Origin of the sequence: Shewanella marina JCM 15074, assembly GCF_000614975.1 — a bacterium.
GTDB classification, from domain to species: Bacteria; Pseudomonadota; Gammaproteobacteria; order Enterobacterales; family Shewanellaceae; genus Shewanella; species Shewanella marina.
Window position 1 is genome coordinate 58,665 of the sequence record NZ_BALM01000008.1, and the last position, 12,440, is coordinate 71,104.

General features: G+C 39.9%; 10 protein-coding genes and 1 pseudogene. 6 read left to right on the forward strand and 5 right to left on the reverse strand.

Annotated features, from left to right (window positions below; all coding sequences use genetic code 11):
• The first annotated feature begins 6 nt into the window (after nt 1-6).
• Nucleotides 7-3,116, forward strand: a pseudogene (locus JCM15074_RS21515) (efflux RND transporter permease subunit).
• A gap of 198 nt (nt 3,117-3,314) precedes the next feature.
• Nucleotides 3,315-4,142, forward strand: coding sequence for a hypothetical protein (locus JCM15074_RS08120; protein ID WP_148300757.1), 828 nt, complete (start codon nt 3,315-3,317; stop codon nt 4,140-4,142).
• A 58-nt stretch (nt 4,143-4,200) separates the two neighbouring features.
• Here the strand turns inward: JCM15074_RS08120 and JCM15074_RS08125 are convergent, their stop codons facing one another.
• Together JCM15074_RS08125 and JCM15074_RS08130 are read right to left on the reverse strand one after the other, a co-directional pair.
• Nucleotides 4,201-4,698: a hypothetical protein gene (locus tag JCM15074_RS08125; protein WP_025820749.1), complete on the reverse strand. Its 498-nt coding sequence runs from the start codon at nt 4,696-4,698 to the stop codon at nt 4,201-4,203.
• A gap of 10 nt (nt 4,699-4,708) precedes the next feature.
• Nucleotides 4,709-5,521 carry a C-GCAxxG-C-C family (seleno)protein gene (locus JCM15074_RS08130; RefSeq protein ID WP_025820750.1) on the reverse strand — a complete coding sequence of 271 codons (813 nt, stop codon included), beginning with the start codon at nt 5,519-5,521 and terminating at the stop codon, nt 4,709-4,711.
• Between the two features lie 492 nt (nt 5,522-6,013).
• Between JCM15074_RS08130 and JCM15074_RS08135 the strand changes: the two genes are divergently transcribed.
• The 3 genes from JCM15074_RS08135 (at nt 6,014) to JCM15074_RS23545 (ending at nt 8,322) form a co-directional block, all read left to right on the forward strand.
• The gene (locus JCM15074_RS08135; RefSeq protein WP_267880179.1) at nt 6,014-6,694 is read left to right on the forward strand and encodes a winged helix-turn-helix domain-containing protein; all 681 of its coding nucleotides are present in this window, start codon (nt 6,014-6,016) and stop codon (nt 6,692-6,694) included.
• Entirely contained in the window at nt 6,687-7,208 is a 522-nt protein-coding gene (locus JCM15074_RS08140) for a hypothetical protein (protein WP_025820752.1), read from the forward strand. The genes JCM15074_RS08135 and JCM15074_RS08140 overlap by 8 nt, the downstream gene beginning before the upstream one ends.
• A gap of 346 nt (nt 7,209-7,554) precedes the next feature.
• A complete protein-coding gene (locus JCM15074_RS23545) occupies nt 7,555-8,322 on the forward strand; it encodes a winged helix-turn-helix domain-containing protein (protein WP_025820753.1) in 768 nt (255 codons plus the stop codon).
• Nucleotides 8,323-8,649: 327 nt separating this feature from the next.
• Here the strand turns inward: JCM15074_RS23545 and JCM15074_RS08150 are convergent, their stop codons facing one another.
• Nucleotides 8,650-9,258 (reverse strand): DedA family protein, encoded by a 609-nt coding sequence (locus tag JCM15074_RS08150; protein ID WP_025820754.1) that lies wholly within the window; start codon nt 9,256-9,258, stop codon nt 8,650-8,652.
• 173 nt (nt 9,259-9,431) lie between these two features.
• Here JCM15074_RS08150 and JCM15074_RS08155 point away from each other — a divergent pair, with 173 nt between their 5' ends.
• Nucleotides 9,432-9,965 (forward strand): YceB family lipoprotein, encoded by a 534-nt coding sequence (locus tag JCM15074_RS08155; RefSeq protein ID WP_025820755.1) that lies wholly within the window; start codon nt 9,432-9,434, stop codon nt 9,963-9,965.
• 60 nt (nt 9,966-10,025) lie between these two features.
• On the opposite strand, the gene JCM15074_RS08160 is transcribed toward JCM15074_RS08155, so the two are convergent.
• Both JCM15074_RS08160 and JCM15074_RS08165 read right to left on the reverse strand, forming a co-directional pair.
• A complete protein-coding gene (locus tag JCM15074_RS08160) occupies nt 10,026-11,852 on the reverse strand; it encodes a DUF3413 domain-containing protein (RefSeq protein WP_025820756.1) in 1,827 nt (608 codons plus the stop codon).
• 119 nt (nt 11,853-11,971) lie between these two features.
• The gene (locus JCM15074_RS08165; RefSeq protein WP_025820757.1) at nt 11,972-12,439 is read right to left on the reverse strand and encodes a NanQ anomerase/TabA/YiaL family protein; all 468 of its coding nucleotides are present in this window, start codon (nt 12,437-12,439) and stop codon (nt 11,972-11,974) included.
• Between the last annotated feature and the right edge of the window lies 1 nt (nt 12,440).

A 12,440-nucleotide genomic window follows, 5' to 3' on the forward strand; every position in this document is an offset into this window, starting at 1 on the left:
AAGCGCATGTTACAGAAGTTAATTGATGCGGCGGTGCGCCAGCGTCTATTAGTGTTACTGGCATTAATTGGTGCCATGTTAGGTAGTTTAGCCATGCTACCTAAATTAAATTTAGATGCTTTCCCTGATGTGACCAACGTACAGGTGCAGGTTAATACTGCGGCTGAAGGTTTGGCGGCTGAAGAAGTTGAAAAACTGATCAGTTACCCGGTTGAGTCGGCGATGTATGCATTACCTGCCGTAACCGAGGTTCGTTCTTTATCTCGTACCGGCTTGTCGATTGTGACCGTGGTATTTGAAGAAGGTACTGATATCTATTTTGCGCGTCAGCAGGTATTTGAACAACTGCAAGCAGCACGTGAAATGATCCCGCAAGGGGTAGGAACCCCTGAAATCGGTCCCAATACCTCTGGTTTAGGTCAGATTTATCAGTATATCTTGCGTGTTGAGCCGGGCACCGATATTGATTCAGATGAATTACGTAGTCTTAATGATTACTTAGTTAAGCTAATCCTAATGCCAGTTGAAGGCGTAACTGACGTATTGTCTTTTGGTGGTGATGTACGCCAATACCAAGTGCAGGTTAATCCCAATAAACTGCGTAGCTATGGCTTATCGATGGCGCAGGTATCTGCAGCGTTAGAGAGTAATAACCGCAATGCCGGTGGTTGGTTTATGGATCAAGGCCAAGAGCAGCTCGTTGTGCGTGGTTTTGGTTTATTGCCTGCGGGTGATGCGGGTCTGCAAGCGATTAAGCAAATTCCATTAACTGAAGTTGCAGGTACGCCTGTGCGTGTGGGTGATATTGCCAATGTTGATTATGGCAGTGAAATTCGCGTAGGTGCAGTAACCATGACCCGTCGCGATGCTGCGGGTAATCCACAAAACTTAGGTGAAGTCGTGTCTGGTGTGGTGTTAAAGCGTATGGGCGCGAATACTAAAGCCACGATTGATGATATTGCTAAGCGTACTGCTTTGATTCAACAAGCCTTGCCTGATGGCGTCACTTTTGATGTGTTTTATGATCAAGCTGACTTAGTTGAGAAAGCGGTCACCACTGTGACAGATGCACTGTTACTTGCATTTGTGTTTATTGTGGTTGTGCTAGCGTTGTTCTTAGTCAATATCCGCGCCACTCTCTTAGTGCTTATTTCTATCCCCGTGTCGATTGTATTGGCCTTGATGGTGATGAGCTACTTTGGCATGTCAGCTAACTTGATGTCACTTGGTGGCTTAGCTGTTGCAATTGGTATGCTGGTGGATGGCTCGGTGGTAATGGTGGAGAACATCTTTAAACACTTAAGCCGACAAGATAAGAGCCAATCTATTGCGAGCCAAGTGATACAAGCTGCTAAAGAGGTGTGTCAGCCTATCTTCTTTGCAACTGCGATTATTATCGTAGTATTTGCACCATTATTTGCGCTTGAAGGGGTGGAAGGTAAGTTATTCCAACCTATGGCTGTCAGTATTATTTTGGCGATGATAGCTGCATTGGTGGTGGCATTAGTGGTAGTGCCTGCGTTAGCTGTATATCTATTTAATAAAGGCGTGGTGCCTAAGCAAAGTCCATTATTAGCCCCTATTGATCGTCTATACCGCAGGGTATTGACTATGACGATGGCAAAGCAAAGTGGGTGCTTTCTGCGGCATTGATTATGTTTGTTGCGAGTATGGCGTTGTTACCTCGTCTGGGGACGGAATTTGTACCTGAATTAGAAGAGGGCACGATTAACTTACGAGTGACGTTAGCGCCGACGGCTAGCTTAGATACTGCGATTGCCGTTGCGCCTAAACTAGAAGCGATTTTGCTGGAGTTCCCTGAGGTTGAGTATGCCCTTAGCCGTATTGGTGCTGCAGAGCTCGGGGGCGATCCTGAGCCTGTGAGTAATATCGAAATCTATTTGGGCTTAAAGCCTGTTGATGAGTGGACTTCGGCGACGAATCGTCCTGACTTACAGCGCTTAATGGAGCAAAAGCTGAATGTGTATCCAGGTTTGCTTTATACCTTTTCACAACCGATTGCGACTCGTGTTGATGAGCTCTTGTCAGGTGTAAAAGCACAGCTTGCGATTAAACTGTTTGGCCCTGATCTTGATGTATTATCTCAAAAAGGTGAGCAGTTAAGTGAGCTTGTAAAAACCATTGATGGCGCGGTAGATGTGTCATTAGAGCAAGTTACTGGTGAGGCTCAATTAGTGGTGCGTCCTAATCGTGATGCGTTAGCGCGTTATGGTATTAGCGTTGACGAAATCATGACCTTGGTTAATCAAGGTGTTGGCGGCGTGAGTGCTGGACAGGTGATTGATGGCAATGCCCGCTACGATATCTATGTGCGTTTAAATCAGCAATTTAGAAACTCACCAGATGTATTACGTGATCTGCTATTAACCGGTGTTAATGGTGCGCAGGTGCGTTTAGGTGAAGTGGCTAGCGTTGATATTGAGATGGCTCCACCTAATATTCGCCGTGATGACGTGCAGCGCCGAGTAGTGGTTCAAGCCAACGTTTCTGGACGTGATATGGGCTCAGTGGTAAACGATATTTATGCGATTGTACCGCAAGCGGATTTACCTCCGGGCTATACGGTCGTTATTGGTGGTCAATATGAGAACCAGCAGCGCGCCCAGCAGAAGTTAATGCTAGTGGTGCCTGTTTCTATCGCTCTTATCGCGTTACTCCTATTTTTCTCATTTGGCTCAGTAAAGCAGGTGGGATTGATTATGGCTAACGTACCATTAGCGTTGATTGGTGGTGTGGTGGCTTTATTTGTCAGCGGCACTTATTTATCAGTACCCAGTTCGATAGGTTTTATTACCTTATTTGGTGTGGCGGTGTTAAACGGGGTGGTATTGGTGGATGCGATTAATCAACGCCGTAAACAAGGTGAAGCACTGGCTGTTGCGGTATATGAAGGAACTACTGGGCGCTTACGTCCGGTATTAATGACGGCATTAACTTCAGCACTAGGTTTGATTCCAATTTTACTCTCAACAGGTATTGGTAGTGAGATTCAAAAACCTTTGGCGGTAGTGATTATTGGTGGCCTATTCAGTTCTACTGCACTGACATTACTCGTTTTACCGACATTATATGCTTGGTTATATCGTAATAAATAACCTGAAATAAACAAAAACGGCACCGTTAAGGTGCCGTTTTTGTTAGGGCAAAGTGTGATGAAAAAAGGAGACTACACCTAGCAAAAGTGGTTAAAATAGTCTGTTCGCCCTGTTTTATCTATTAAGTAGGCATTAATAATTGTTTAAATCTTTAATGCAGTCGCTTTATTGGGCGTTAACTTTTTATGAGGTGTACAAGTGAAATCAAGCTGTCGGATTCTCAGTGTTGTGGCTTTAATGAGTTTTGTGGTGTCAATTCCTGCTCAGGCGATAGAGTGGCGGGCCGCAATAGGGGCACATGACTTTGTTGTTGATCAAGCGAGTTCTCATACACCGGGACTTAATGTCGGTTTAGCCTTTACCCATTTTACAGATAATAATATTTTGTTAGCAGGTAAAGCGGATGTATTGGTCGATATTGACCATGATAAATTGGATCCTGACCATATTCCCGTTTGGTTTCAATCAGCTTATTTAGCGCGCGGAAATTTATATCATTTCAGCCCTCAAATGAGCTTAGATTGGCAGGTAGATGTTGCTGGACGTCGTAATACTGTGAGTTCGATTGAGCAGCAGTTTAAATTTTTCCCGGGCTTGGCTTTAAATTATCAACAGCCGCATTTTAGTGCGAGATTTAAGGCTTCCGCGGGTTATTACCAAATTGAATTAGATGATGATGTACCGAAATCATTTGGCTATAAACGTGATGACTTAAAGTTTAGTTCACAAGCATTTTCGTTAGCGATGCGTACTAGTATCTATTTTACGCCTAAGTTGAGTCTGTCTGCGATGGCGCAACAATGGCATGATGGCGATCAGTGGTTGGAAAACAAATTCGGCATGCATCTTGATTATGATGTGAGTCAATTTAAAGCTGATAGCTTATTAGTGCTCTCTATTGAGCATCATCAATATAATTTGGATTTATACCAACAATCGGTTGAGAAGCCTGATGCTGCTCCTGTATTGCCGTGGGATAGAGATACTTTAGTGCGGTTATATTTAGATATACCTTGGTCGTTTTAACTTTTATTAAAAGTAATACTTAAAAAGGCGCATTAGCGCCTTTTTAATGACAGTGCTATTAGAGCGGGTTGTGGAGTACGGGCTCATTGTGGGTTTGCTTGCCAATAATTTTAACCGCAACTTGATAATGTGCTACTCGATTAGAGTTTGCTTGCTCAGCCCAGTCATAATTCTCTGGTGTAAACGAGTATTGTCCGGGACTTGTTTCAAGTAATTGTCCACTACAGGCTTTGGCATCATCTATTTGGCAATGATACTGCAATGTTCCATGCCAACGTTTCCATGATCTGGCATAGGTTGGTGTCGCTTCTGGGTCGGCTTTACCTATATAAAAAATATGGTAAGCGGTTGCGCCGCTAATCGCCATATTCTTATCATCAGCTAGACTAAAATTCAGCTCGCCCGTTAACTTGTCAAATTGGGTCATCTTGAGATCAATGCTGGTGACTTGATCTACTGCAATGGAAGGTATTGATGGGGAGTTATCATCATCACTACCGCAGGCTGTAATCAATAAGCTGGTCGCAAGCATTAAGGTTAATTGACGTAGTTTCATTATATACTCCTTAATACATGTGTCCTGTGTGGCAGACAGTACATTCCATGTCTGTTTTTACACTTGCCGCGCTGGCTACTGTGTCTGAAACTCCATGACAGCTCTTACATTCTTGCGCTTGTTCTGTAGGCGTAATGACATGATGATCTCCAATAATTTTGCCAGCATGAGCATCATTAAGTAGTTCAACTAATCGATAAGTAATATCACCAGATAAACGATAGCAGCGCTCTTTTTTTGCAGAGAAAGGTTTACCAGATGCTTTTGACCAGTTGCTGATGGATGGATGACATAAGACGCTATTGGCAACCGAAGACTTACCGACTTCCAATGTTTTTTCATCTGTTGAACCAATTGCTGCAATAAAGGCTGCATCCGATCTTGGTAGTTCTTGCGTCTCGTAATAACGGTAAATGGCTTGTACTACCGCGCTGTTTTGTTTACCAATATCATCTAAGAAGTTAACGACCATTGCGGCAGCATTGAGGTTACCGCATAAGGTGCCTTGCCCCATAACCCCGGCAAAACCATAGGCTGATAACGCTGTTGGGATTGAGTCAAATTTAGCTGCATCAGGGCTATTAGATTGAGCGAGCATAGTAACAATGGCATAAAAAACTTGGTGCATACAGCCACTTCCTGTGTTGTATGCAAGTTTCGCCGTGGCAGCTGGATCTAATGGTACATATTTTAATTTCTCACCTATGCCTAATTTATAGTTGCCTTGATTATCCGTTGCGGCAAGTAAAGGGGCGGCAACTAATGTTGCTCCTGCAGCAGTGCTTAAGCCTATGATTTGAGTTAATGCTTTACGTCTATCCATTATATTTTTCTCCGCAACTTATAGATTTGCTTAAGTCAGTATTTTAAAGACTGAGCGATAACATCAGTTTATGAATCTAAAAATATAAAGAATGTGATTTAGTTTGGATGAATTTGACGAGCATATATGAGAATAAGTTAATTAAAATGTAAACAGTTTCTGCGATTAATAAGATAGTTATTAATATTGCATTTTGATTGCAAGGTGATTTAAATCACTTTATTTATGCTTATTATTTAATATTTATCATGTATGACAAGAAAGGTTGAGTAATTTTCACTAATAAATAAAGTGATGTAGTTCACTATTTGTAAACTTATAGTAAATATTTTTCATTTAAAATAACAAATAAGGATCACAGTAATTTCAAGCTAAATTGATTACTTTTAATAGTAATAATAAGAACTCATTAAAGTGATCATTATAGTGATACTTGGGAATTGCAAATTCGACGCTGATAAGGGCGAATTAATAAATGAAACAACCCATGAAGTGTGGATTTTACCCAGAGCTGAGCGCCAAGTACTCAGTAAATTGGTTGATAAAAATGGTGTGGTGATATCTAAACTTGAGTTAGGCAAGGCAATAGATAATGGTAATGATTTAACTGATTCATCTGTTGTGCGTGCTATTTTTATGATTCGAACATTTTTAGAACCGCAGCATGAGTATTTAATTGAGACTGTAAAAGGTAAAGGTTATCGGCTTTATGTTCGTAAGAATAACATAAAAAAAATTGGCATAAACCAAGAGAATAGTCGTTTATTGATTACGCTTGCAGCAGCGTTAAGCCTAAGTATATTAGCTTTTTTTTGGGATAGTATTGATTTCAACCAACAAAATAATCCCATCGTTAAGCAGTCTAAACAAGTCGAAGCAACATTAATTGATGGCACCGTGGTAACGATTAATCTATTTGCTAATTCTAAAATTAATAATCAACAAATAGATATCATTTCTAAAAGTCTTGTTGATGGTTTTTTTCATTGTAAATCAACTTATTGGTCTGACATTTATGTGTCTATGACCTATGATCAGCAAGTATTAAATATAACCTTGCGAGGTGAAAAAAATGGCCTGTCTTATATGCGGAACCTCAAAGTAAGCGATTTGAGTATGTATAAGAAGTTTGTTTACCCAACTTGGTTTGAAGAGGTTGATATCTGTGCGTAATCAATATCTAAAACTATTAATCATACCAATGTTGGTATTGCTTTGTGGTTTGTTGGTGACATATCTTTTTTGGATTAGAACAGATCATTCAATGATGTTGAGCTGTCATTCTGAGTTATTTGATCGGAATGCTATACAGGCAATTGATTCCAGACATACTTTAGTTGCTGATATCAGTGTAAAAGGCAGTAAAGCTCAAGTGAATTATCGATACTTTAATTTAGATGGCAGCAGTGCTGGTAATATTATCATGCAAGCAAAAGTCGATGACATAAGTGATGATAATCGACATTTTCGATTATTGATTACTGATAAAGATGTTCGTTTAAATGATGAAGGCAGTACTCCAGCACACCTAAAATATTTAGCTTATGTCAATGGATTGAGTATGAATGAAGATAACTTACCCGCACTAAATTTTGAGGTATTAGATTATGATAAATCGAAAGATTATGCTGTTATATTATTCCAACCAAGTAATACAGTCTGTGGTTGTCAGTTAATTAAAGTCTAATTGAAATGTTGTGCTTTAATTTAAACTCCTTAATTATATTGATAAAAGTTTGTTGGATGAAAAATGTAGCTACTTGGTATAGTTACTAGTGTGGCTAGTTCAATCTTAATGATTATTCTCCTGCTGTTGACTTTTGAGTATATTACCCATAATTAGTAATTGTTATTAATCATTTCTTCGCAATACTGAAAAACTTAAAGTTCTTGTCTTTATTAATCTTTAATTCCAATGGATGGTACTAATGATAATTAATTCTTAGGCAACAAAAAGTCATTAGTAAATTAGGTAATGATTATTTAATTGTAACAGTTATTGAGTTCACTTCCTGTGTGCTATTGAGAATAATATGATATTAGGTAATTATTGGGTTAATTTAAGTCAAGGGGAATTGGTTAACCAAGTGACCCGTGTTGTATGGCAGCTTTCTATTGAAGAGAAGACAGTGCTAACGCACTTAATTCGACATAAAGGCAATATTGTCCCCACTGCATTATTAGCAAAGTCATTATCACCTGAACAGGCCGAGCTGAGTGAAGAAGCCGTTCGCAGTGCTATTTTTAGATTACGTTCATTTTTAGGCCCTAAGAATAATTATCTTATTGAAACCGTAAAAGGCAGAGGTTTTAGGTTGTACGTTGGTATGAAACGTAAACAAAAGCCTGCTAGTAATGGGTTGTCTAAGTTTGTTTATTCATTAGCGCGAGCCGTGCCAGTAGTCGTTATCGCAGTATTGATGGTGGCGGCAATAGGGATTTGGCAACAAGTTAATCAATTAAGTGAGACAGTTGATGTTGCTCAACATTATGATTTGATTGATACCACTAAAGCAAATGGCAGTGTGTTAGATATTTATACTTCAGATGGTTTTTTACGATATGACCAGCATGTTCAAGAGATTGTTACCGATTTGCGTAGTAGTTTTTTAGTATGCAAACGATTCTATATACCAGATATAGATATCAAGATTAACAGTGCGTTGATGGGCGTAGAGGTCAAAGTTAGTGGTAAAAACGGTGATATTTTTTATTTTAGAAACTTGCGAATTACTGACTTAGCAAATTATAACCACGACATAAATTTGGATTGGTTTAAGCTTGAGAGTTTGTGTTATTAATACCAATTCCACTAATAATGTGATATTTCAGCGGGAATTCAAAGCCCTGTAGGCAAGGCAGAGGCTTGAAGCTAATAGTTATTCTATATCGAGGAGCCTCCAACGTAGCATGAAGGGCTTTGAAACCCGCATTACGTGAGTCTCTCAGACTTTCCACTTCTGCTTTGCATTGACTTAAAAGGGAATAACCATTTCTTCATCAATGCGCCTTGAATTGAAAAATCTGAGTGGCTCTGAATTGATCACTTATTTAGTGGAATTGGTATAAGCTAAAAACTAACGAGAACGAGGGTACTAGTCCATCCTCGTTCTCGTTATTGTATAAGATTACTGCTTGCGGCTTTTAATAAACACGCTAATGCTCGCCAAAATGATGATGGTTGCTAGTGCAATTAACCATGAAGTTATTTGATGGTGATGGTAGAAGTTCAGCATAGGGGTCAGTTCATGCTTAAGTAAAACAGGCCCTAGTCCAAATAAGATAACCCAAAGGCTGGTAGCTAAAAAGTTGCCTAGCACAAACATTTTTAGCGGCATTTTGGCAATACCACAGCCAATAAACATAAACTGCTTTAAGCCTTCGATAAAACGACTGAGTATTAATGCAACTAAGCCGTATTTATCAATAAACCCCGTAAGTCTTTGCTCTGTTGCAGGTTTTATCCATTGCTTCTTAAGTAATACATCGCCAAATTTTAGGCCGATAAAATAACCTATGCTATTGCCAATAAAGGCACTGGCAAAGCCGACGGTTAGCACTAATGGTAATGACATTGAGCCTGATGCTGCCAAAATACTGGCGACAATCAGTAATGATTGTCCCGGTGCGGGAATGCCAAATCCTTCAACTGCAATGGCCGCAATTAAAACAAAATAGCCATATTGCTCTAACCAAGGAGTGAGTTGAGCAACTATATGATTTAAGGTTTCTATCATGAGAGTAATAAGTTGAAGTGAGATAAGTTGATTTTAGTCGATAATGAGGGTGGTCACTAGCTAATTTAAGTGACCGTGCTTTTTTAGGTTATGCATCAAAATAGTAAGTTTACTCGCTGTTAAATTACCGATTTTTTGATAGCATATTCGACTATTTTTTCTGAGATTTGTTTATGTTACGTGTCTTATTATTACTGCTATTAACGTTTAGCTCAGTGCAAGCTTGGGCTTTTAATTACACTATCGAGTTAACTCAAGCTGAGATTCAGCAGAAAGTGGCTAAGATGATGCCAATTGAGCGTCAGGAATTATTCTTTAAGGTCAAAGTCAGCAATCCCGAAGTGAATTTATCACTCAATAGTAATGAAATGAGTATGGCTGTTGATTTAGCTGCAAGTGTGCCGGGTACAGGTTCTGTACAGGGGAAAGCTGATATTAGTGGTGCGTTACGTTACGATAATCAAACTGGGGCTTTCTATCTGGTTGATCCCAAGCTGACTGAGTTACAGATTGCGAATATGGATCAAAAAGTATTACCTATGGTGCAAGATTTAGCGCAATTAGTGATTGCTAGCGTGTTGCCACAGCAGCCAGTGTATAAGCTAAAAGATGATGATCTCAAACAAAAGTTAGCACGTGCAATGCTGCAATCTGTTGAAGTTAAAGAGGGTAAACTAGTATTGAATATGAAAGCCTTTGGTGCTTAGATTTTTGATATTGACCAATACAAAAAGCCGTCATCATGACGGCTTTTTGTTATAACAAAGCTACTTTAAGTATCGATTCATCTGGCTGTAAGCCTGATTAAGCTCGGTAAAATCAGGTCGCCCTTGCTTAGGTTGATTGTAGCGATCCATTAATTGATAGTTACCATTGTAGCCTGACACTTGCAAAATGCCTTTATCATCGACAATCGCATATTCGTTATAACTGGCTAAAATTAACCAGTCATCGGCGCTGCGGCTTATATTAAAGATATCTTCACCGGTACTGTATTGTTTAATGGGATTTGATAGCCCTAAATATTGTTTCAATATGCCTGGAGCAACATCCATATGGCTGCTGATATGTTGGTTGTGAGCGGGTTTGATACCTGCCCCTAAGGCGATAAATGGTACTTTAATTTGAGCATCAGTAAAGTTGCTATTATGACCCCAGAAATTTAACTTATTGTCATTAATCTCTTGGCCATGGTCGCCAGTAATAACCACTAAGGTATTGTCGAGTTCGCCTTTATCCTTGATCTGTTTCAGTACCTTACCAATCAATGAATCATTAAAGTGTACGCTGTTGTTATAGCGATTAATAATCGGTTGTGGGTCCGTCTTTTCATTCAAGGCTAAGTAGTTAACTTCAGTCACTTGAGGTTCTATGCGATACGGATAATCCTTTGGGAAAGTATAGCCGTGTGGTGAATCATAAAATAGAAACGAGAACGCAGGCTGATGCTGATCGCGTTGTTTATCCCATGCTAGCCACTCATCGGTAATTTCAATATCACGGCCTGCCATAGTTTCACTTTTTGAGCGCACCCGTAAATCTGGCACATTAACAAATACAGTTTGATGGAATTCGGGCTTAAGCAGATGCGCTGAAGCAAAAATACCGAGTTGGTAATCCAGTTGCTGTAATCGGTCCATTAAGATTGGTGCTTGGCGATTACTGTAAAAACTATGCCAGTAAGTTGCGGGTAAACCATAAAATAGTCCAAAAATACCCGCTCTAGTCGCATTACCTGTCGAATAGTGGTTTTGGTAAATTTCGCCTTGCTGCGCAAATTGCCACATATTGGGGGTAATGGCTTGGCTAAAGCTGTCTGCGCGCCATGAGTCAATCACAATAAATACAATGTTTTTAGGCTTAACAGCTTGATATTCCAGTGGTGTAAGTGGGTAATTTAGCGTGCTTTTTTGTTTCCGTTTTAGTGTTTTTTGCTCCGCTAATGCTTGTTCATCCACTAAGCCATATTTTTGTAACAGACTATTGGCTGTGGCAGGGTAAAACAGGGGTAGGAAACGACTAATGTTGGTAATCGGTAAGATAGCGTTAGCATTGGCCCAAATATGGCTAATATGGGTGCTAATAAGCGCGAGTAATACCAAGTATGAGACGCGGCGACCCAGTTTGATTTTATATTGAGAAGCTCGGTTATCTATGCCGATATACAGTCCATATTGCACCGCTAGAGTAGCAATAACAGCAGCAGTGACAATGGCATAAGTCATTTTTGAAAACTCAACAATACCGCCCGATAAGATCATTTCAACTAAGACTAATCTGATATGGAAGCGATATTGGGCAAAGACTTGGGTATCAACGTATAGCGTAATCAGTGCCATCGTAAAGATGAGCGCGGTGAGTAAGGCGCGTATAACTTGTTTACGGATCAGTACTAGCGGTAAGGTGACTAAGCCGACTAATGCGGCTAATAAACACATTTGACCGATAGTTGCCACGGCGACATAAGCCCAAGTTGATAGAGCTTGATTGTCTGGTAAATAATGAAAATAGCTGGTAGCAAGCAGGCTAAATAGGAACCCATTTAGTAAAATAAACCAGCCATGTGTTTTACAGCGTTCGCCTAAGGTTAACATCAGGGTCTCTTGATTTAGCTAATAACAGAAACCGTGCATGTTAACTCAAAGACGATAATGAGTTGCGTTTGAATTGATGGTTTGTGATAAGTCGCACACTAATTCTGAATTAGTATTTTTTACTCTGCTACTTTCACTTTAACCACAACTTTACGTACTTGCTGAGGTTGCTCACTGACTCCAGGCATATGAATATCTGTTGGGAAGAAAATAGCAAACATGCCAGCTTTTAATTGCACAAAAGAAGCATCTGCAGCATTGCTGGAATAGTCAAATTGACAAAAGTCACGTTCAGTATTGTATGCTTGGCTTGGCGTCTGTGCCGCTAATGGTAAGTAGCCACATAGCTCTTGGCCTTGAGCCACATATTGCACATCAATATAGCGTTGGTGAGCCTCAAAAGGGGATGATTGTGGCTGCTGGGTTTGGTAATCGTTAACAATAGCAAATATATTATCGCCATCAATATGATAGGTGCCGCGTGCTAATGCATCAATATCAGTATTGGCAAGGTAGGCTAAAGCCATTTGAATTCGTTCGCCAAGATGTTGGTATAAGTGGCGGTTTGCTAAGGTATCTAAAATCATA